The organism is Psychroflexus sp. MBR-150 (genome assembly GCF_053628795.1).
In genome coordinates, this window is the sequence record NZ_JBRJHB010000004.1 from 47,003 (window position 1) to 69,264 (window position 22,262).

The following is a 22,262-nucleotide window of genomic DNA, read 5'->3' on the forward strand; positions in this document are numbered from 1 at the left end:
AGATACAAATCTTATGCAATCGTGTTATTTTTTTCTTAATAAAAGTTAAGGATTTGTCTATGACTAATGCTGGGCAAAAATGCTATCACTTTTCTGCCGTTTAACAAAGAGCAAAAAATCTCAGAACTTCGGTTAAGCACATCATACAGCATTACTTATAGCCTTGTGTTAGCAATAGTAATTTACGCTATCGCTAAGGATGAGGTTTTACACAAAAAATATGACAAAGGCAATTTTTACATTCTACTTGGGTTTTTGGTCTTTGTGCTGATTTTATTTTTGATGAAAATTTTTTTGAGCCACGAATGCACTATTGAATTTTTTTTTAATGCCACGAATGCACTAATGTTGTTTTTTTAAAGCCACGAATGCACTAATGAATTTTTTTTAAATGCCACGAATGCACTAATGAATTTTTTTTTTAAAAGCCACGAATGTGCTGATGATTTTTTTTTAAAGCCACGAATGCACTAATGTTGTTTTTTTTGAGCCACGAATGCACTAATGTTGTTTTTTTTGAGCCACGAATGCACTAATGAAATTTTTTTTAATGCCACGAATGCACTGATGAATTTTTTTTTAAATACCACGAATGCACTGCAATGAAAGTTTTTCGCATTTCCTAAATCAAAAACATGGATTGAGAAAAAAGTGTAATTACACAATTTTATAAGCTTGTTTAGCAATTTCAAGCTCTTCATTGGTTGGAATAACCAAAATTTTTACTTTTGATGTTTTGGTGCTGATGTCTCTAATTTCACTTAAAGCCATTTTGTTTTTATTTTGATCTAACTGAAGACCTAAAACATCCATGTCTCGACAAACCAAATCACGCATTAAAGCAGAGTTTTCGCCTATTCCAGCGGTAAAAATTATAGCATCTAAACCATTTAATGCCACAGCATAAGCTCCAATGTATTTTTTAATTCGATAAGCATTCATCTCTAAAGCCAATCTACAATCTTTATTTCCTGCTTCTGCTTTTTGCTGAATATCTCGTAAATCGTTTGAGCCTGTTAAGCCCAACATACCGCTTTCTTTTAGCAAGATATCGTTGACTTCTTTAGCAGAATAACCCAATTTATCCATCAAATAAAAAATCACAGACTGATCAATATCGCCAGCACGTGTACCCATAATCAAACCATTAGCTGGACCAAAACCCATTGAATGATCGATGGCTTTACCGTCTTTTATAGCCGTCATACTACAACCGTTGCCAAGATGAATACTGATCAATTTTGAGCTGGATTGATTTCTATAATCTAAAAATTCCTGTGCTTTTTCAGATACATATTTATGGCTCGTGCCGTGAAATCCATAAGCTCTAATGTCTTCTTTTTCTAAAAATGATTTAGGAATAGCATATTGATAAGCTTTTTGCGGCATGGTTTGAAGAAAAGCCGTGTCAAAAACCGCCACTTGTCTCGCTTTGGAAAACACATTTTCAGCGACTTCTATGCCTTTTAAGTTTGGTGGATTATGTAGTGGTGCTAAAGTGCAAAGACTTTGAATTTTTGATTTTACTATTTCGGTAATTTCTACTGTTTTTGAAAACGATTGCCCGCCGTGAACGACGCGATGTCCAACGATTTTAATGTCGTCTTTATCAGCAATCACGCCAAATTCCTTGTGCATCAAAAACCTGTTCATTTGAGTCAAACCTTCTTCGTGGTTTGCAATATGGAGTTCCTTTGATGTTTTAAAATCGTCTTTTTTGTAAGTGATTTTAGCGTTTTCTGCACCAATACGTTCAATTAAACCAGTGGCTTTCACTGTTTCGCTGGGCATATCAATCAACTGATATTTGATTGAAGAACTGCCAGAATTGATAACTAATACATTCATAAATTAAATATCTTGAGCTTGAATAGCGGTAATCACCACAGTGTTAAAAATATCGTCAACTGTGCAACCTCGACTTAGATCGTTTACGGGTTTATTTAAGCCCTGCAACATCGGACCTATGGCCACAGCACCTGTTTCACGTTGAACGGCTTTATAGGTATTATTTCCTGTATTTAAGTCAGGAAATATCAAAACTGTAGCTTGTCCAGCAACTTTAGAGTTAGGTATTTTACTTTGCCCAACAGCCATATCAACAGCCGCATCATATTGAATTGGACCTTCTATGTTGAGTTCTGGTCGTTTAGATTTTACAATCTCTGTGGCTTTTCTTACTTTATCCACATCTTCGCCTTTGCCCGATGAACCTGAAGAATAAGACAGCATTGCTATTCTGGGTTCAATGCCAAAGGCTTGACTTGATTCGGCTGACGAAATAGCAATTTCAGCTAATTGTTCTGCATTAGGATTAGGGTTAATCGCACAATCGCCAAATACTGAAACTCGATTTTCGAGACACATAAAAAACACAGATGAAACGACAGAAACATCAGGTTTCATCTTAATAAATTGCAAAGCGGGTTTTATGGTATGTTGCGTGGTATGAGCTGCACCTGAAACCATTCCATCTGCCAAGCCTTTGTAAACCATCATCGTGCCAAAATAAGACACATCTCTGATTAAATCTTCGGCAATATCAATGGTCATTCCTTTGTGTTTGCGTTGCTCGTAAAGCGTTTGTGCAAAATCATCTATATATTCAGAATCTAAAGGATTGATGATATTCACTTGATTAAAATCCAAACTTAAACCTAATCTTGAGATGGCTTCTTTAATTTTATTTCGTTCACCGAGAAGGGTTAAATCTACAAAATCCATCAAAGCCAGTTGAGATGTTGCTGTGATAATTCTATCGTCGTTACCTTCGGGCAAAACGATATGTTTACGCTGTTTTTTGGCTCGTTTAAGGAGGTTGTATTGAAACATTCTCGGCGTCATCCCTTTGTTTGTAAAAGTAATCAGCTTGTCTGAAAGTCTTTCTACATCGCAATATTTTTCAAATGTATTTAAGGACAACATGATTTTTTCTTTGTTATCCGCATACATATGTGAGCGCATATTACCAATTTTATTAGCGACTTCAAATGTGCCTTGTTTTACAGAAAGAATAGGCACTACATATTGCAAGCCGTCTATGAGTTTTGCAATAGACGCTTCTGGCACCAATCCGCCAGTCAAAACAATGCCAGAAATTTTAGGATAATTACTCGAAATATTAGCTTGAAGTGCACCGAGAATGATATCTGCTCTATCGCCAGGTGTGATGATCAAGCAGTTCTCTTCAAGATATGTCAGATAATTTCTCAATTGCATTGCTCCTACTTTAAAACTGTTGCTTTGGTTATTCAAATAATCTTCTCCAAATAAAACTTTAGCTTCAATAGATTTAGCAATTTCTTTGACCGTAGGGTTTTTCAAGCCAGAAGTTAAAGGAATAGCATTGACAATAATATCTTTTGGTAAATGCTTTTCTACGCCATTAATAACAGTTTGTAAATTTTCTTCTTGAACCTTGTTAGCAATTACAGCAGAAACTTTAACGCCTTTGTCATCAAAAGAATCGTAAGCTAAATGTAAACCATTTATAAATTCATTTAAACTTTTTCCTACGCCTGTGGAAACAATAACTGTTGGTAGCCCAAGATTTTTAGCAATCAAAATATTGGCATCTAATTCTATAGCTGTGCCTTCACCAGAAAAATCAGTGCCTTCAACCAACATAAAATCGTTGCGGTCTTCAAGGGCTTTATATTTTTCAATAATGATATCTAAAATTTCACCATCTTGATCAGCATTGCGTTTACTGATAAATTCTGAACGTGTAAACGCATAAGCTTCCTCATATTTGATGTTCAAACCAAAATGAGAAAGAACAGTATTGATATGGTTGTCTTTTTTGCCTGGAGAATTGTTGTCGATAATTGGTCTAAAATAACCTACTTTAGCCGTTTTGGTTAATAACATTCGCATCAAACCTAAAGTAACAATAGATTTTCCGCTATTGGGTTCACTGGTTGCAATATAAATTCCTTTGTTCATTTTTAATTTTTTAATTCAAATTGAGAATAGAAAATATTTAATTTGCAAATGTCAGGTATTTTAACAATTTTTATCTTAAGAGAAAAATAAAGTTTAAGATAGATATTAAAAAATATGATGTTTCTCATATTAAACACTAAAGTAACCGATGTTTAGTTTTTAACCGCAATGGGCACAAAGGTTTCGCAAAGTTCGCCATGTTTTGTTTATTATCTCAGTCATCTGTTATATTTATAAGAATATACTTCGTTAAATTTGGAATTTAAACTTAGATAATTTTATTTAGAATGAACATCAAACTTCTACAAATCGGTCAAACCAAACAAAATGAAATAGAAAGTTTGATTCAACATTTTCAAAAACGACTGCAACACTTTATCAATTTTGAAATTGTGAGTTTACCAGATATCAAAAACACTAAAAGCATAAGTGAAGACCAGCAAAAATCTAAAGAAGCGGAATTGTTTTTAAAACATCTTAGCACATCAGATTGGGTTGTTTTGTTAGACGAAAAAGGAAAATCTTTGACTTCGCGGGATTTTGCTAAATTCTATCAAAATAAAATGAATGCAGGCACAAAAACCTTGTGTTTTCTTATCGGTGGACCTTATGGGTTTTCAAAAGATATCTACCGACGTGCCCACCAAAAAATAGCACTATCTCCAATGACCTTTACCCACGAGATGATACGATTGATCTATGTTGAGCAAACCTATCGAGCGTTTTCTATCATTCACAATTTGCCTTATCATCACGATTAGTTTTAATATTTCTTAATGGTTGATTTTTCATCATCAATCTTAAAAGATTTCTTAATATTCAGCTTGAAAACACAATATGTAAAGCTAACTCATCTTTATTTTTTAAATTTGTATAAAATTGAAAACTATGAGCACTGCAGTTGCTACGCCAGATATCAAAGAAACATCAAAAGTTGTCAATAAAACTACTGATAAACAAACTACTACCAAAGGTAAACCCAAATGGTTAAGGGTGAAATTACCCACAGGTGAAAAATACAGAAATCTGCGTAAACTTGTAGATAAATACGATTTACATACCATTTGCACTTCTGGTAGTTGCCCTAATATGGGCGAGTGTTGGGGTGAAGGCACAGCAACTTTTATGATTTTGGGTAATGTTTGCACACGCTCGTGTGGTTTTTGTGGCGTTAAAACCGGTCGTCCTGAAGATGTAGCTTGGGACGAACCCGAGAAAGTAGCACGATCCATCAAAATTATGGGCATCAAGCATGCTGTAGTAACAAGTGTTGACCGTGATGATTTAAAAGATATGGGATCTATCATTTGGGCAGAAACCGTTCAAGCCATAAGACGTATGAATCCTGAAACGACTTTAGAAACCTTAATCCCTGATTTTCAAGGCGTCAAAAGAAATATAGACCGCATTATAGAAGTCAGTCCTGAAGTGGTTTCACACAATTTGGAAACGGTAAGACGTTTAACTCGTGAAGTGCGTATTCAAGCCAAATACGATAGAAGTCTCGGCGTTTTAGAATATTTAAAGCAACAAGGTATTCACAGGACTAAATCTGGTATAATGCTCGGTCTTGGCGAAAAAGAAGAAGAAGTTATTCAAACCTTAAAAGATTTACGTTCTGTTGATGTCGATGTAGTGACGATTGGTCAATATTTACAACCGAGTAAACAGCATTTACCAGTCAAACAATTCATCACGCCAGACCAATTTAAAAAATATGAAACTATAGGAAAAGAACTCGGTTTTAGACACGTAGAAAGCAGTGCTTTAGTACGTTCATCTTATAAAGCACAAAAGCATATAGAATAGTATTTTAATTTAAAATTATATCTTATGGAAAGTAATGATTTTAAAATAAGTCAAAACGTAGTTTGGTTTTTAGTTATTGGAAATACTTTAGTGATGATTTTAGGTGCTTTTGCAAAGCTAAATCATTGGAATTATCCTGAGTTTTTATTGACTTTTGGATTAATGATGTTTTTTTCGACTTGGATTATCATTTTGAATGATATGATACGGAACAAAATTTACAATAAAAGCTTTTGGATTTTAAGCTTATTTATCATTCCTTTTATTTCGTTTATTTTTTATATGATTCAACGCAAAAGATTGATCAGGTTAGGTCATAAATTGTCTTAGTAAGAAGCCTTTAATTTTTATCTGGTTTTAACCCCAACTCTTTCCCTTTTTGAAGCATAAATTCCCGAGCCGCTTCTTTCTCGTTTGGAATTTCTCCTTCGAGAATGGCTTCTTTAATGGCAGATTTTATGATGCCGATTTCTTTTGAAGGTTTGATATTAAAGGCTTTCATAATTTCTTCACCACTGATTGGAGGCTGAAAATTTCTGATATGATCGCGTTCTTCAACGTCTTTAATTTTATCCCGAACTCGCTTAAAGTTATTGTGATAAGCTTTAAAACGTTTAGGATTTTTTGTAGTAATGTCTGCTTCGCAAAGTGTCATTAAGTCTTCTAAATCATCGCCAGCATCAAAAATAAGTCGTCTAACGGCAGAATCAGTGACGTTTGAATCAACCACGGCGATAGGTCGCGAACTCATAAAGACGAGCTTTTGAACGTATTTCATCTTTTCGTTCAAAGGCATTTTTAAGCGTTTAAAGAGTTTATAAACCATTTTTGAGCCTTTAAACTCGTGTCCGTGAAATGTCCAACCAATGTTTTTATCAAAGCGTTTGGTGGGTGCTTTACCGATATCGTGTAACAGTGCAGCCCAACGAAGCCATAGATTTTCTGTGTTTTCTGAAATATTATCCACCACTTCTAAGGTGTGCCAAAAGTTTTCTTTATGCGTTTGTCCTTCAACTTCATCAACGCCTTGAAGTGCTGTGAGTTCTGGTAAAAAGTGTTTTAATAAATTTGCTTTCAATAACAATTTTAACCCAAAAGAAGGTTTGGGTGTCATCATAATTTTATTAAACTCATCAATAATACGCTCGGGCGAAACAATTTTGAGACGCTCAGCTTGTTGTTGAATAGCTTTAAAAGTTTGTTCTTCAATCTGAAAATGCAATTGACTTGAAAATCGAACGGCTCGCATCATCCGCAAAGGATCATCAGAAAAAGTAACTTCTGGTTCAAGCGGTGTTTTTATGACTTTGTCTTTGAGATCTTGAATGCCATCAAATGGATCTAAAAGTTGTCCAAAATCTGATGAATTAAGTTGTAAAGCCAATGCATTTATCGTAAAATCTCTTCGGTTTTGGTCATCTTCAAGGCTTCCAGGCTCAACTTCTGGATTGCGACTATCTTTGGCATAAGACTCTTTTCTCGCCCCGACAAACTCGATGTCAATACCTTTGTAATGCAACATTGCTGTGCCAAAACGTTTAAAGATTTTAACTTGTTTTTTGTTGATTCCTAAAGCTTTTGCAATTTGTTCAGCCAAGTGAATCCCATTGCCAACGCAAACAATATCAATGTCTTTAACTTTTTGTTTGTTGAGAAAATAATCACGCACATAACCACCAATAACATAGGTGTCTAAACTCAATTCATCTGCGACTTCAGATATAATTTTAAAAATAGGATGTGTTAATGCTTCGGTGTGTTTTGACATCATTTAAGTTAGTCTCTAATAATTTGCACTTGACCTTTTTCGTTAAATTTAATAATTCTTGAAGGTTTAGTATCGCTGTTTTGATTTTGCAAATTTACGACATAGTCAACGCCCGTTAAAATTTCTTGTTGAATATCCTTAAATCCTTTTGGCGTTGGTGTTCCACTGATGTTTGCCGAAGTTGAAACAATAGGTTTACCAAATTCTTTTAATAGGTTTTGACAAAATTCAGTTTGGCAAATCCTTATGGCAATCGAGCCATCTTTAGCGATGAGATTTCTGGCTAAATGTTTGGCTTTGGGGTAAATAATAGTTGTGGGTCTTTCGGTTTGTTTTAAATATTCTAAAGCCATATCAGGAATGCTTTCAACATATTTTGATAACATATCGACGTCTTTTACTAAGCAAACCAAAGCCTTAGAATCATCTCGTTGTTTGAGTTGATAGACTTTTTTTACCGCATTTTCATCGGTGGCATCACAACCAATGCCCCAAACGGTGTCGGTTGGGTAAAGGATTGTTTTGTGATTTTTTATATAATTTAAAGGGGTTAGAATATCTAATGTGTTCATGAGAGATGTTGAATGTATTTTTGCCAAAAAGATTTAGTTTTAGACTTTTCAAAACCGTGACAACCAAAAGGCAATTGACCTTCATTTATTTTTAGACCAATTTTCGGTTTTCTATCCAAACTAAACTTTGCAGCTTCTTTATAATCAGGGATTACAAATTCAATATATTTTGGTGCAATTAATGACCAAAAAACATCTTCAATATTATATAAAGGATGATTTTCATGTCGTGTAATAATGTCATCATATTTTTCGATAAATTTCAAAAATGTTTTTACTTTTCTAAGTGAAAAGCCACCATTACCAACATTGTAAAAAATGGGTTCTCTATCTTTGAGTTTTTTGCTTTTATATAAATTATTAAAAGGATTTTCTGATTTTAACCATGGAGCACCTACATAATCATAATCTTTATCACACCACAATTTTAATTCATCTTTAAAAATATAAGCATCTAACTGGTGTATTAAAATGTATTTATATGATTTAAAACTTTCATAAAAAACTTGACTTAGCATAAGTTTATTGTAAGATGAAACACTTTCAAAAAAAAAGTCATCAAATCTCACATTTTCATATTTGTTTAAACTTTCACCTAATAGAAGATTTTTAGGTATGCATAGACATATATCTGATTTGGAATAATACTTAGATATATTGTTTAACGATAACCATTCATTATCAGATAGATTGTTTCTATAAAGTGGAACGACGATTTTAAATAACACTTACATTTTTTTACAAATTTAATTAATTATCAGAAGGTTTAACTCTTTTTATCGTTTTAGACGTTTTTTTGTCACATCAAACACATTTTATATTACGGCATAGAATCAATCACACTGCCACATTTCAGCATTGAAGCGCCGTAATATGGATTTTTGATTTCTTTAGAAAAACTCAACCAAGACGCACCCTGACTTTGATTAGCCATTGGACAATGTTGCACATAAATTTTGTTATCGGTTGGATTTGAAGATTTTACGATAGCTATAATTTCATCAGAAATTTTTATAAAACTGTCTCTTAAATCTTCAATGTTTTTAATCTCATTTAAATTTTTAAAAGTAGTATCGCTATAGTTTGAAAGTTTTGATAAAAGATTTTGATATGCTTGTTTTGAAGCTTCAAAGTTATCGTTTACCAAACTATTTTTTAATTCAATATAATTATTAATAAGCTGAATAATGGTTTCATTATCTTTAGCTGAATGAGTTTGATTTGTCTTCGGCATATCCATATTTCCGTGATGGTGTCCTGTCATAGCTACACCGCCTTCGGGATTCATCATACTAGGTTTACCTGATAGTTGAGCAGCAGCATCAATACTAAATGTTCCATTTACGGCAATTTTATCGCCATCTTGCAACCCAGATTCTATTATATAGTTTTCGCCTAAGTTTTCACCCAAAATCACTTTTCGCATTTTAAAACTGACACCTTTTGCGGTTTGATGCATCACATAAACCACAGAGCGTTTTCCAGTCCACATCACGGCAGATTTTGGTACACTGATTTGGTTGTTGTTTTCAGTTTTAGCTTTTACCACACCGCTAACAAACATTTCTGGCAAGAGTTTATAATTAGGGTTTGGGAGTTCAACCCTTGCTTGAGCTACTCTTGTTTGGGGATTAATCATAGGGTCGAGATAAGACACCTTTCCTTTGAATTGTTTACCTGGTAAGGCTTTAATCGTGAAATTTACCTCATCATCTACTTTAACTGAATTAAGATCAGATTCATAAACATCAAACATGACCCAGACTTTAGAGAGGTCAGCAATTTCATAAATAACTGTTCCTTGTTTGATATAATCACCTATGTTTATCATTTTTTTCGTCACATAGCCTGATACATTAGCCAATACGGGAAATTCTTCTATAACTTCATCAGAATTTAAAATTTGCTCTATTTGATTGTCAGAAAGTTTCCAATTTTTTAATTTTTCTTTGGCTGCCCTAAATAGTGCAGGTTGTGTAGCTTTAATTTTTTTAGCTTCAAAGAGTTCTTCTTGTGCAGTTACCAATTCAGGAGAATAGATATAAGCGATAACTTCTCCTTTATTTACAAATTCACCTGTAAAATTCACTGTCAGTTTTTCAATTCTACCAGGGATGTGAGAAGATTGTGTATATAGCAAGCGTTCATCAGCTTGAACTTTGCCATTTAGGCGAACAGATTTTTGGCTACTACCCGAGCTTACTTCTAAAGTTTGGACTTGTGCCAACTGCATAGCGGTAGGCGACATACTTATCGCCATAGGGTCAAGTTCAGTAATATCTTCAGAGCCAACAGGAATCAATTTCATTCCACATATTGGGCAATTGCCAGGTTCATTTTGACGTATTTGAGGATGCATTGAGCAAGTCCAAGTTTGATTTTGTGAATTTTTGACCGAGGTATGGTTGTCTTCTTTGTTACTGTTTGATGATGAACCACCAAAAATCACCCATCCAAGCAATATCCCTATAACAAGTGTGCTTGATATAATAATTATTCTTTTTTTATTCATTGTTTTCATTTTTAATTTTTGATTTGTTTTTTAAGTAATTGAGCATTTATAGCCACTATCACTGTGCTTAAACTCATTAAAACGGCTCCAATAGCTGGACTTAAAATAATGCCTATACTTGCTAGAACACCAGCTGCCAATGGTATAGCTAAAATATTATAACCAGCTGCCCACCAAAGGTTTTGTAGCATCTTGTTGTATGTAGCTGCACCAAACACTACCAAGTTGGCAATGTCTTTAGGATTGCTATTGACCAAAACAATATCCGCGGTTTCAGCAGCGACATCGGTGCCTGAACCAACAGCAATACCAACATTGGCTTGAGCAAGTGCAGGAGCATCGTTTACGCCATCACCTGTCATGGCAACAAACTCTCCTTTGTCTTGTAAATCTTTAATGATGTTTTGTTTGTCCTCTGGAAGCACTTCAGCATAGTATTTGTCTAAGGACAATTGTTGACTGACTGCTTTTGCAACTTTATCGTTATCTCCAGTAGCCATAAAGACTTTTATACCTCTATCTTTCAAAGTTTGAATGGCAGACATAGATTCAGGTCTAATTTCGTCAGCTAAGGCAATAAAACCAACCAAGTTGTCATCTAATAAGACAAAGACTACCGTTTCATCTTCTGTTTTAAAAGCCTCTGATGGCATATCTATGTTCAATTCTTTCAGCATACCTGGACTTACAATTTGTATTTGCTGATCATTAAGCGTTGCTTTTATTCCTTTTCCTGTGATATTTTGAAAGTTTTCAGGTTCGTTTAATGACAATTCTTCTGATTTTGCTTTTTTGACAATACCGCCAGCAATAGGATGTTCAGAACTGTTTTCGACTGATGCAGCCATTTGTAGCAGTTCTTTGTCTGATAGTTTATCTGACGTGCTTTTAAAACGCGTTACGCCAAATTCACCTTTAGTTAAAGTTCCTGTTTTGTCGAATATAATTGCCGTTAATTTACGTGCATTTTCAAAAGCTGTTCTGTTGCGAATCAGCAATCCGTTTTTAGCAGAAACTGCAGTTGAAATAGCTACAACCAATGGAACTGCAAGACCTAAGGCATGTGGACACGAAATAATCATTACCGTAACCATACGTTCCAAGGCATATACAAAATCTTTTCCAAGGCTTAGCCAAACAATAAGCGTGGTGATACCAGCACCAAGAGCAACATAAAATAGCCATGCTGCAGCTTTATCGGCCAAGTTTTGAGTTTTAGATTTGACCTTTTGGGCTTCTTTGACCATACCAATTACTTTAGTCAAATAAGAATCTTCACCCGTATGTTTGACTTTGATTTTTAATGTCCCTTTATCATTAATAGAGCCACCAATTACTTGATCGTCTTTTTGTTTTGCTACAGGTTTTGATTCGCCCGTAAGCATAGACTCATTGACATGGCTTTCGCCTTCTAATACAACACCATCTGCAGGAATTTTTTCACCTGGTCTAACCAAGATAGTGTCATTTGCTTGTAAGTCTTCAATAGAGACATCTTCGTGATCACCATTTTTGTTAATTTTTCTCGCAGTAGAAGGCATCATTTTGGCGAGTTCTTGAAGAGCATTAGATGCTCCCATAACCGATTTCATTTCTATCCAATGACCGAGAAGCATAATAACAATCAAGCTAGCCAATTCCCAAAAGAAAATCTTACCCTCAAGACCAAATACGACAGCCGAACTGTAGAAATACGCTACTGAGATAGCGAGAGCAATGAGTGTCATCATGCCTGGTGTTTTCTTTTTAACTTCATCGAATAGTCCTTTTAGAAAAGGCCAACCACCATAGAAAAAGATGATAGTTGACAAGGCAAATTGAATATATCGGTCGCCTTCAAAACGAAGCTCATAATTCAACAATCCTTGAATCATTGGAGCGAGTACAACTATTGGTAGAGTTAAGACTAAAGAAATCCAAAAACGTTTTTTGAAATCTTTAATCATCATAGCATGATGGTCGTGATGGTCATGATTTTCATGACCGTTTTTTGATGATGAATGTTTATGAGATTTAGGTTCCATAATTATTGTGTTTTAGCAGTTAAATAATCTAATTGAGCTAAAGCAGTATGGTATTGAGCTAAAGCTTTAACTTTCATTTTTTGATACTTCAAGATTTGTTGTTGCATACGCAACACTTCTTCAAACTCTTTACCTGAATCGCTATACGCTCTGAATAAAAGACGCAAGGATTGTTTTGATGTTTGTATTTGTTCTTGGTATAAAGTTATGAATTCCAATTGTTTTTGAATTTCAAACCAAGTTAAATCATAAGAACTTATCAAATTATTTGTAAGGTCTTCTTTTTGTAATTTGTAGGCTTCTTGCATCAATTGGGCTTCTTTTTTGGCAGCTTTATACTTTCCTCTGAAAATAGGAATACTCAAACTTAACATAGGCATTAAAACATCCTGACCATTGTCAGAGAGAGAAACATTTGACCGTTCTTCAACAATGGCATAATCAATTCCCACGCCAAATTTGGGCAATCCTTGTTTGACAGCTGCTTGCTCTTGAGCTTCACTGGCTTTGACTTTTAAATCCAATTGTTCAAGCATAGGATTAGCTACTAAAAGAGAATCCTTTCTATAATTATTGCTCATCGGTATAACTTGTAAAGTATCTTGAATAAGGATCTTTGAAGTTTCATTTCTATTGAGCAACTTGTTAAATCGAGTTTCAAGTGGTTTTATTTTTTTGTTAAGAACAGAAAGATTTGTTGTAGCATCTTTCAGCATAATATCAACACGTAATACATCAACCATAGTTCCTTTGTCGTTACCGAACTGGGTTGTTGCAATGGTTTTATAGGACTTTAATATGCGTTGATTTTCTAATTCAATTTCTATAAATTCATTTAATTCATAAAGCGGATAATAAGCTGCTGCTACTTTATAATACAATTGATTTCGGGCATCTAAAAACGCTTGGTATTTGGCTTCAGCAAAAAACGTAGCAGCATCTCCCTGTGCTTTTAAAGTGCCAAACCACGGAAACATTTGTGTTAATGAAAACTTGGCTTGCTGTGGGCCAACACGTGTTTCAACAGGCGAAATAAAATAACCAAATGATAAACTAGGATCAGGAAGGCTGCTGCTCTGAGCCACTTTTTCCATAGCTGCTTCAAACGATTTGTATTTAGCCTGTAAGCCAGGATTGTTTTCAGCAGCTATTTTGAAATAATCATTTAACGATTGACTTATGCCAACTGAATGTATGCCTATGACAGCTATTAAAATAAGGATATACTTTTTCATAATTGTGTTTTTGAAAGTTTACGCTCTTCTCTCCAACAATAAATAACGGGAACGATAAAGAAGGTAATGGCTGCAAAAACCATCCCGCCAATTGATGGAATAGCCATTGGTATCATGATATCTGAGCCACGTCCAGCTGATGTAAGAATAGGCAATAAAGCAATGATGGTAGTGGCTGATGTCATTACAGCTGGCTTAATTCTACGTTGACCAGCTTCTACAGTGGCAAACCTAATGGCCTCAAGACTTTTGGTTTTATTTCTTTTAAAGCTTTGGTCTAAGTAAGTTGCTATCAAAACCCCATTGTCAGTTGCTATGCCGAACAATGCAATAAAACCAACCCAAACGGCCACACTTAAATTGATGGTATGTATTTGAAACAAGTCTCTAAAATTTGTTCCAAAAAGCGAAAAATCAGCAAACCAATGTTGACCATAGAGCCATAAAACAATAAAACCACCACTAAAAGCTATTGCAATTCCTGTAAACACCATAAGAGATGTGCTTACAGACTTAAATTGGAAGTAAAGTATAAGAAAAACAATAACAAGCACTATAGGGACGATAATAGACAGGCGTTTCTCGGCTCTAACTTGATTTTCGTAATTTCCTGAAAACTTATAACTTACACCAGAGGGAACATTCAACTCACCACTGTCAATTTTGTCGTTTATGGTTTTTTGAGCATCATTTATTACCGTAACCTCTGAAAAACCATCACGTTTATCAAAAAGCACATAACCCACTAAAAAAGTTTCTTCACTCTTGATAGCTTGTGGTCCACGGACATACTCAAAATCAATGATTTGAGATAAAGGGATTTGGGATCCAGTTGGCGTTGATATCAAAATTTTACCAATGCTTTCTTGGTCGTTTCTTAATTCTCTAGGGTAACGAACTCTAACAGGAAAACGCTCTCTACCTTCAACGGTGGAAGTTATTTTCATACCACCAATAGCCGTTTCTATGGTTTGTTGAACATCTTCAATGTTGAGACCATAGCGTGAAATTTCTTCTCGGTTAATATTGAGATGTAGATAAGGTTTACCAATGATTCGATCAGCAAAAACAGCTTCTTTTTTAACCGAAGGAACATCTTTAAGGATATTTTCTAATTGTAACCCAAAGTTTTCAATGGTTTTTAAATCTGGTCCATACACTTTGATTCCCATAGGTGCTCGCATTCCCGTTTGAAGCATCACCAAGCGCGTTTCTATAGGCTGTAATTTTGGTGCAGATGTGATTCCAGGTATATAACTGATTTTTTTGATGAGTTCGTTCCAAATATCATCTGGCGATTGAATGTGCTCACGCCAGTTGCGGTAGTATTTTCCGTCGTCATCGCCAATAAGCTGATCGGCTTCAATGCCTTGTTTTAAACCTTCGCTATTGGTCAATGTATCTTTGTTTTTGGTAATAAATCGACCTTTATCATCTACTTTAAAGCGTTGCTTATGACCTTTTTTGTTAAGAATATACTCAGGTCTGTAATTGATGATATTTTCATACATTGAAATTGGTGCTGGATCTAATGCCGATTCAACGCGTCCTAATTTTCCAACCGTTAATTCAACTTCGGGGATGTTGGTGATCAGCATATCTAATTGCCCTAAAACCTTTCTGTTGTATTCAATTCCCGAATGTGGCATTGAAGTAGGCATCAACAGAAAAGTGCCTTCATCAAGGGCTGGCATAAACTCTTTTCCTATGCCAGGAAATGTTTTAGCTAAACTTGACCAAACTTCTGTGTCGTTGATATTTACCCCGATTTTGTCAAACCCTTTGGACACAAATCCAAAGATGGTGTTGAAACCTAACCATATATTGGCACCAAGCAGTATGAGTAATGCTGGAAGCAGTAAAAATTTAACTTTATTATTTAGACACCAGATAAGAAGGCTTTTGTATTTGTACTCTAAAAGTCTAAATAGTCCGAGAATTATACTGACTAATAAGACGACAAACACTAAGTTTATAAATAGAGATTTAGACGCACCAAGTGGTAACCAATATTGAGCTAATAGCCAGACTACACCAAAAAGCACCACAATTAATTCAGCATAATTATAACAAAATAATAATGGCTTAGAAAACTTATCTTTCTTATCTTGAAAATACATTTTTAGGATGCTGATAGCTCCAAATAACATGAGCAATACACCAGCCCATTCTTGATTATAGAAAAGTGCTACAATTCCAAGCAAGATCAGAATATAATTACCATATTGCTTAAACTTTTTATTTTTTATTTTAAACCCAAAAAACCACTGTGCTAACGTTGGCATAATTAATAAACTAACCAACAAAGCCGCCACTAAAGCAAAAGTTTTGGTAAAAGCTAAAGGACCAAAGAGTTTGCCTTCAGCAGCCTGCATCGTAAATACAGGGATAAAGCTAACAATGGTGGTCGATACGGCTGTTAAAATGGCAGTTGCTACTTCAGATGCACCGTTGTAAATGCTATCTATCAGTTTTTGACCTGGCGGAGCTTCATCTAAGTGTTTGATAATATTTTCTGAAAGGATAATGCCTAAATCGACCATAGTTCCAATGGCAATGGCAATACCAGATAAAGCCACAATATTGGCTGTAACATCAAAATACTTCATCGCAATAAAAACCATAAGCACTGCTATGGGTAAAAGACTGGAAATTAAAAATGAAGCTCTTAAGTTATAAACCATCACAATGACTACCAGAATAGTAATGAGTATCTCAAGAGACAAGGCTTCTTCAAGCGTACCTAAGGTTTCGTAAATCAATTCAGAACGGTCATAAAATGGGACGATAGTTAACTGACTTTCTCTACCGTCTGCTAAGGTTTTCTTGGGTAAGCCAGGAGCAATTTCTTTGATTTTGTCTTTGAGGTTATTGATAACTTGTAGTGGATTAGCTCCATATCTTGCCACTACTACTCCACCTACAACTTCTGCTCCGTCTTTATCTAACAGACCTCTGCGAGTAGCTGGTCCTAAAGTAACAACCCCGATATCTTCAATTCTAACAGGCACATTATCTTGCACAGCAACCACCGCTTTTTCAATGTCTTCTATTTTTTTGACATAACCCAAGCCACGCACTAAATATTCTGCCTGATTAATCTCGATAGTCTTAGCACCTACATCTCTGTTAGATTTTTGAACAGCTTGCATTACCTTGTGCAGTGGAATATCATAAGCCTTTAAGGCATCGGGATTGACATCAATTTGATATTCTTTTACAAAACCACCAATAGAAGCGACTTCAGAAACGCCTTCGGTGGCGTTTAAACCGTATTTGACATAAAAATCTTGAACAGTTCTAATTTCGTGTAAATCCCAACCACCAGTCGGGTTGCCGTTTTTATCTCTACCTTCAATGGTGTACCAATAGACTTGACCGAGAGCTGTGGCATCGGGACCAAGTGCTGGCTGAACATCATTAGGCAGAAGACCAGAAGGTAAAGCATTGAGTTTTTCTATAATACGAGATCGCGACCAGTAAAACTCTACGTCTTCTGAAAAAATGATGAAAATACTTGAAAACCCAAAAACTGATGTACTTCTGATAGATTTTACACCAGGAATTCCCAACAAATAAGTTGTTAATGGATAAGATATTTGGTCTTCGATATCTTGTGGTGAACGCCCTTTCCATTCGGTAAATACAATTTGTTGATTTTCGCCAATATCGGGTATGGCATCTACAGGTACAGGATCAGAAGGCAATACACCTGTGTCCCAGCCAAAAGGTGCTGTAACAACTCCCCAAGTCACAAAAACTATAAGCACTAGAACAGTAACTAACTTGTTCTCTAAAAAATATTTAATGATTTTATTAAGCATAAAGATTTGATATTAAAATATATACACGATTATTGGTTTTCAATCTGAAAAAAAATCAGAAGAAAGAATTGTGTTAAATTTTAATATATCAAATCAGATAAACCTGGTATAAAGCTTGAAAGTTCCTTTCGTATAAAGGCGGTGGATATTCGTAATGTGAAGGCGTTGTATTGGTCTGAAAAATAGGTTTTACAAAAAATGTATAAACCAAAGCTTGAACAAAAATGGGATGTGGCAATTCAAAATCAGTAGATTGAAGTTTTAATTGATCTTGTCCTTTTATGATTTTGACCTCATCATTGCAACAATTGCTTTTTGTAATGCCATTATTTTGTTGTGTTTCATTTTCATATAACACACATTTTTTTGCGGGTTTTATGATGGATTTATCAACCATAATATTACCGCAATAGTGTGTGCTTACCGTCATTGATAGGGTTGAACACATCACAACAACAGCCATTAAAACACTCAATATTTGATTGAAAATTGATTTCATCACATTACAAATATATGGTATTTTTTAATAAATCGTGTTATTAATTTATCAATATTTTCTCTGTCTGATATTATCTTTAAAAATATCTTATAAGAAAGCAAAAACTGACTGTATGTCTTCTTTTTTAATCTGGGATAATTTTCCAAGATTTGATTTTCACTCCATCCAGAGGCTAACAAATTTAGAATATGTTCAACGGATATATTTGAATACTTCCGTATTTGGCGGTTATTTTGACACTGAATTTGAGGAGTGGACTAAACCCCTATTCAAACGAATAAATAACGGTGAATTTACGGTCTTATTATCAACTATGTTGGATGAGGAATTAGAATTTGCACCAAAACATATTAAAAATCTATTTGCGAATTTAGGTAATAATTTTACTGAGTTTCTTAAAGATAAAGATGAGGTCATTAATTTAGCGACTGAATATATTGACCAAAAAGTAGTTGGAGAAACAAGTTATGCAGATTGTTTGGATATTGCACTTGCAACAATTTATCAAGCTGACATACTTTTTAGTTGGAATTTTAAGCATATAGTAAATGTTGAGCGAATACGGGGCTATAATTCTATAAACTTAAAAAATGGTTATAAACAATTGGACATTCGCTCACCAAGAGAATTGATGAAATATGGAAACTAAAACAAAAAAAAAATTTGATGCAGTAAAATTTGCAAGAGAGCAAAAAGACAGATTAGACAAAATCTTCTCGACAATGACAAAAGAAGAAATTTTGGAATATTTAAAAAGCAAAAGCATCGAAAGAGGACGAATAAAACCCGATGCCTAAAAATAAGACTATAATTTATGCTGTATTGCCAATTTAATTGCAGTTAAAGGATTGTTGCTAAATTTATTGAATAGTTAAAAAGTGGTGGAATTTTTTTCACAATACTGTATATAGCCTTTACGTTAAATTCAACTTTTAAGTTTTCTTTTGCTTTTAATTTAAAAACATTAAAAACTTGTAAAACTTACAATGGCATAAAATTACACAGCCTATGAAAAATATATTCTTAATTTTGCAATAAGACTTATTTTATAAATGATTATAAAAATTCATCCAGATTTTAACCCCTATCAAGATAAGATATTAAATTGCATAGTAAATTTCGATAAGCAAGGTCAATTGATTTATGGCGGCAGTAGAAATAGTATTAAGACTTTTGAAATTGATGGTTTAACCATAAATATCAAAGCTTTTCAAAAGCCTAATTTTATTAAAAAAATCATTTATACATATTTTAGAGAATCAAAGGCTAAGCGTTCTTACAACTTTGCTCAACATCTCATCGCAAAAAATATAGGCACGCCAAAACCTATAGCTTATGTTGAAGATAAAGATTTAATTGGTTTAACGAGCAGTTACTATGTATCAGAACACTTAAAATACGACTTGATGTTCAGAGAGTTAGTCACTGATTCTGAGTGGCCTGAACACGAAGTTATTTTAAGACAATTCACACAGTTTTGTTTTAAATTACACGAAAACGGCATTGAATTTAAAGATCATTCTCCTGGCAATACTTTGATTAAAAAAGTAAGTGATAGCCATTATGAGTTTTATCTCGTTGACCTTAATCGGATGGCATTTCACGATAGTTTGACACTTCAGCAACGAATGTTCAATTTAAGACGCCTAACTCCAAAACTCGATATGGTGAGTATTATAGCGGATGAATATGCCAAATTAAGCGGTGAAAATTCAGAGAAATTATTTAAAATGTTATGGGAAGCCACATCAGCATTTCAAAAGAAATTTCATCGTAAAAAAAGATTTAAGAAAAAGTTTAAATTAAAGTCTTCTTAGAGCGATAAAGTGTTTTTAAGTAAGGATAACGATAATACACACTTAAGGCGTTTAGATAACAAATAATAAAGCCTCGCTTACCGTCTAATATCCCAAGACGTATCAAATAAGTATAAAGAAATTTATAAGCTGGTTTGATGTAAAAATGAAAAAAATTCGGTTTTACATCTTTCATATAAAGCTCTTTTGCTTTGAGATTGGCATAGCTGATCATTTTCTGTTTATAGCTGTGATAATCGATATATGAGTAATGAATCAGTTTATACTTCATTGTTCGCGTTCGACCTTTAACCCTTAGAATTTCGTGAACCAAACGCTCTTTAGAATATCGTGCGGCATCCTTTTTAAACAAACGAATGTTTTTATCGGTCTGCCATCCACTAAAATGTAAAGGCTTGTCTTTGAACATAAATTTTCTATAAAAATAATAAGCTTCTGCTGTATCATCTTGCTTTACCGTTTCAAGTATTTCTTCTCTTAATTCTGGTGTTAGGCGTTCATCTGCATCTAAAAATAAGATCCAATTATGAGTAGCATAATCTAAAGCCAAATTGCGTTGGTCGGTAAAGTTTTCAAATTTATTTTGATAGACTTTTACCTGATTGTAAGACGCTGCAATTTCAACAGTTTTGTCGGTAGAAAAAGAATCTAAAACGATAATTTCATCTACAAAATCTATATTTTCAATGACTTTACCAATATTTTTCTCTTCATTGAGTGTAATGATAAGGCCAGTAATTTTTGGTTTGGTTTGGGTCATAGTTCTGGTGTAAACCGTGTCAAAAATACAAAGGCTCGTGAATTATTCAGCTTTTAATGAATAATTATTTTAGAATTATATATGAACCCTCAAAACTTCTGTTTGTTTTGCTTCAATACTAATATTTGAAATGCTTGCTGGAATCAGATAAGTTTCCTTCGCGTTAAACGTAAAGGTATTTTCGTTATAATATAATTTAGCATCCTTGCCAACATTCATAAGGATTGTAAAACTATCATATTTAGTCAAATCTAAATTTAATCTGTTTTCTACTTTGAGATAATCCGTTTTAAAATGTTCATTGTGAACAACTTCATTCGGTGAATTTGTTATTTTATCATATTTCACTTTGGACTCTCTATAAGTAAAATCTATCGCCTCTAAAGCTTCTTGTTGATGAAGCTCTCGAGAATTCCCCTGATCATCTACTCTATCCCAATCGTAAATTCTATAGGTGATATCTGAAGTTTGTTGAATTTCGGCGAGTAAAACCCCTGAACCAATGGCGTGAATTAAGCCTGGAGCGATAAAAAACACATCACCAGATTTGACCTTAATGTGGTTCAAAACGTCTTTTATCGTCTTATTTTCAACGGCTTTAAAATATTCTTCTCGATTCATCTTTCGATTAAAATCGGCTATAATAAAACCATCTTTTTCAGCTTCTATGATATACCACATTTCCGTTTTCCCCAGACAATTATGCTTGGCTTTAGCAATCTTATCATCAGGGTGAAGCTGCACGGAGAGATTGTCTTTAGCATCGATAAACTTTATCAACAAAGGAAATTCGTTTCCAAAACGTTTATAAGCCGAATGGCCAACTAATTGTTCTTTATAATCAGCTAAAATAGCCTTCAGTTTTTGACCTTTTAAATCTCCGTTATCAACAACTGATATGCTGTCTTCAACGCCACTAATCTCCCAAGACTCTCCAATTTTAGTGTTTTTTGCAATGGATGAATCTTTATAATTTAAATGATGTCCACCCCATATTTTTTCTTTTAAAATGGGTTTAAACTTTAAAGGATAAAGTTTTGGTTTAAGATTTGATTTCTTTGACAACTTTTAAGGCTTTTCTGATATGTGGTTTGGCATCCATACTATTAAAACGGTGAATTAGAATGCCTTTGTCATCAAAAATAAAGGTTTCTCGACCTGGTAACAAGCCCAGCAAGCTTTTTTTTACACCAAATTGCTTTCTGAGTTTACCATCTTGGTCAGAAAGCAATGTAAAAGGCAAATCGTGTTTTTTAGCAAAGCGTTGGTGTGAACTTTCGCTGTCACCACTTATGCCGATAACCTCAGCACCGAGGTCTTTAAAATCTTGATAGCTGTCTCTAAAACTACAAGCTTCTTTGGTGCAACCTGGCGTAAAATTTTTGGGATAAAAAAAAATGACTAAAGGTTTTTTACCGAGATATTGAGAAATATCAAATTCATCTCCGTTTTGATCTTTGGCAGTAAATGCTTTCAATTTATCGTTTACTTTCATTG

Annotated in this window: 20 protein-coding genes; 6 read left to right on the forward strand and 14 right to left on the reverse strand. The window is 34.2% G+C overall.

What is annotated here, in order from left to right; translation table 11 throughout:
• Positions 1-657: 657 nt before the first annotated feature.
• Both ACSSV5_RS03435 and pta read right to left on the reverse strand, forming a co-directional pair.
• Positions 658-1,848, reverse strand: a complete 1,191-nt coding sequence (locus ACSSV5_RS03435; RefSeq protein WP_454244786.1) for an acetate/propionate family kinase — start codon at positions 1,846-1,848, stop codon at positions 658-660.
• 3 nt (positions 1,849-1,851) lie between these two features.
• Entirely contained in the window at positions 1,852-3,945 is a 2,094-nt protein-coding gene (gene pta, locus ACSSV5_RS03440; RefSeq protein WP_454244787.1) for a phosphate acetyltransferase, read from the reverse strand.
• A gap of 287 nt (positions 3,946-4,232) precedes the next feature.
• Between pta and rlmH the strand changes: the two genes are divergently transcribed.
• The 3 genes from rlmH to ACSSV5_RS03455 all read left to right on the forward strand — a co-directional run bounded on the left by rlmH (position 4,233) and on the right by ACSSV5_RS03455 (position 6,084).
• Complete coding sequence (gene rlmH, locus ACSSV5_RS03445; RefSeq protein ID WP_211066232.1) at positions 4,233-4,706, forward strand: 23S rRNA (pseudouridine(1915)-N(3))-methyltransferase RlmH; 474 nt, start codon at positions 4,233-4,235, stop codon at positions 4,704-4,706.
• A 127-nt stretch (positions 4,707-4,833) separates the two neighbouring features.
• Positions 4,834-5,754 carry a lipoyl synthase gene (gene lipA / locus ACSSV5_RS03450; RefSeq protein ID WP_247653600.1) on the forward strand — a complete coding sequence of 307 codons (921 nt, stop codon included), beginning with the start codon at positions 4,834-4,836 and terminating at the stop codon, positions 5,752-5,754.
• Between the two features lie 24 nt (positions 5,755-5,778).
• Entirely contained in the window at positions 5,779-6,084 is a 306-nt protein-coding gene (locus ACSSV5_RS03455; RefSeq protein ID WP_211066231.1) for a hypothetical protein, read from the forward strand.
• 10 nt (positions 6,085-6,094) lie between these two features.
• Here the strand turns inward: ACSSV5_RS03455 and ACSSV5_RS03460 are convergent, their stop codons facing one another.
• The 9 genes from ACSSV5_RS03460 to ACSSV5_RS03500 all read right to left on the reverse strand — a co-directional run bounded on the left by ACSSV5_RS03460 (position 6,095) and on the right by ACSSV5_RS03500 (position 18,367).
• Positions 6,095-7,525, reverse strand: a complete 1,431-nt coding sequence (locus ACSSV5_RS03460; protein ID WP_454244788.1) for a CCA tRNA nucleotidyltransferase — start codon at positions 7,523-7,525, stop codon at positions 6,095-6,097.
• Between the two features lie 5 nt (positions 7,526-7,530).
• Complete coding sequence (locus ACSSV5_RS03465; protein WP_454244789.1) at positions 7,531-8,094, reverse strand: L-threonylcarbamoyladenylate synthase; 564 nt, start codon at positions 8,092-8,094, stop codon at positions 7,531-7,533.
• Positions 8,091-8,822, reverse strand: coding sequence for a DUF5672 family protein (locus ACSSV5_RS03470; protein ID WP_454244790.1), 732 nt, complete (start codon positions 8,820-8,822; stop codon positions 8,091-8,093). Before ACSSV5_RS03470 ends, ACSSV5_RS03465 begins: the two co-directional genes overlap by 4 nt.
• A gap of 92 nt (positions 8,823-8,914) precedes the next feature.
• Positions 8,915-10,606 carry an efflux RND transporter periplasmic adaptor subunit gene (locus ACSSV5_RS03475; RefSeq protein WP_454244791.1) on the reverse strand — a complete coding sequence of 564 codons (1,692 nt, stop codon included), beginning with the start codon at positions 10,604-10,606 and terminating at the stop codon, positions 8,915-8,917.
• 11 nt (positions 10,607-10,617) lie between these two features.
• Positions 10,618-12,630, reverse strand: a complete 2,013-nt coding sequence (locus tag ACSSV5_RS03480) for a copper-translocating P-type ATPase (protein ID WP_454244792.1) — start codon at positions 12,628-12,630, stop codon at positions 10,618-10,620.
• A gap of 2 nt (positions 12,631-12,632) precedes the next feature.
• Complete coding sequence (locus ACSSV5_RS03485) at positions 12,633-13,865, reverse strand: TolC family protein (RefSeq protein WP_454244793.1); 1,233 nt, start codon at positions 13,863-13,865, stop codon at positions 12,633-12,635.
• Positions 13,862-17,689, reverse strand: coding sequence for an efflux RND transporter permease subunit (locus tag ACSSV5_RS03490; RefSeq protein WP_454244794.1), 3,828 nt, complete (start codon positions 17,687-17,689; stop codon positions 13,862-13,864). Before ACSSV5_RS03490 ends, ACSSV5_RS03485 begins: the two co-directional genes overlap by 4 nt.
• 88 nt (positions 17,690-17,777) lie before the next feature.
• Positions 17,778-18,188 carry an HYC_CC_PP family protein gene (locus ACSSV5_RS03495; protein ID WP_454244795.1) on the reverse strand — a complete coding sequence of 137 codons (411 nt, stop codon included), beginning with the start codon at positions 18,186-18,188 and terminating at the stop codon, positions 17,778-17,780.
• Positions 18,188-18,367, reverse strand: a complete 180-nt coding sequence (locus tag ACSSV5_RS03500) for a DUF433 domain-containing protein (RefSeq protein ID WP_211066218.1) — start codon at positions 18,365-18,367, stop codon at positions 18,188-18,190. The genes ACSSV5_RS03495 and ACSSV5_RS03500 overlap by 1 nt, the downstream gene beginning before the upstream one ends.
• Here ACSSV5_RS03500 and ACSSV5_RS03505 point away from each other — a divergent pair.
• The 3 genes from ACSSV5_RS03505 to ACSSV5_RS03515 all read left to right on the forward strand — a co-directional run bounded on the left by ACSSV5_RS03505 (position 18,301) and on the right by ACSSV5_RS03515 (position 20,005).
• Positions 18,301-18,837 carry a PIN domain protein gene (locus ACSSV5_RS03505; RefSeq protein ID WP_454244864.1) on the forward strand — a complete coding sequence of 179 codons (537 nt, stop codon included), beginning with the start codon at positions 18,301-18,303 and terminating at the stop codon, positions 18,835-18,837. The genes ACSSV5_RS03500 and ACSSV5_RS03505 overlap by 67 nt on opposite strands.
• Positions 18,827-18,985 (forward strand): hypothetical protein, encoded by a 159-nt coding sequence (locus tag ACSSV5_RS03510; RefSeq protein ID WP_454244796.1) that lies wholly within the window; start codon positions 18,827-18,829, stop codon positions 18,983-18,985. The genes ACSSV5_RS03505 and ACSSV5_RS03510 overlap by 11 nt, the downstream gene beginning before the upstream one ends.
• A 255-nt stretch (positions 18,986-19,240) precedes the next feature.
• A complete protein-coding gene (locus tag ACSSV5_RS03515) occupies positions 19,241-20,005 on the forward strand; it encodes a lipopolysaccharide kinase InaA family protein (RefSeq protein ID WP_454244797.1) in 765 nt (254 codons plus the stop codon).
• On the opposite strand, the gene ACSSV5_RS03520 is transcribed toward ACSSV5_RS03515, so the two are convergent.
• From ACSSV5_RS03520 to ACSSV5_RS03530, 3 genes are all read right to left on the reverse strand, one after another.
• Positions 19,986-20,765 (reverse strand): glycosyltransferase family 2 protein, encoded by a 780-nt coding sequence (locus ACSSV5_RS03520; RefSeq protein ID WP_454244798.1) that lies wholly within the window; start codon positions 20,763-20,765, stop codon positions 19,986-19,988. The two genes, ACSSV5_RS03515 and ACSSV5_RS03520, sit on opposite strands and share 20 nt — an antisense overlap.
• A 75-nt stretch (positions 20,766-20,840) precedes the next feature.
• On the reverse strand, positions 20,841-21,830 hold the full coding sequence (locus ACSSV5_RS03525) for a type I phosphomannose isomerase catalytic subunit (RefSeq protein ID WP_454244799.1): 990 nt from the start codon (positions 21,828-21,830) through the stop codon (positions 20,841-20,843).
• Positions 21,808-22,260, reverse strand: a complete 453-nt coding sequence (locus ACSSV5_RS03530) for a peroxiredoxin (protein ID WP_454244800.1) — start codon at positions 22,258-22,260, stop codon at positions 21,808-21,810. The genes ACSSV5_RS03525 and ACSSV5_RS03530 overlap by 23 nt, the downstream gene beginning before the upstream one ends.
• Positions 22,261-22,262: the final 2 nt, after the last annotated feature.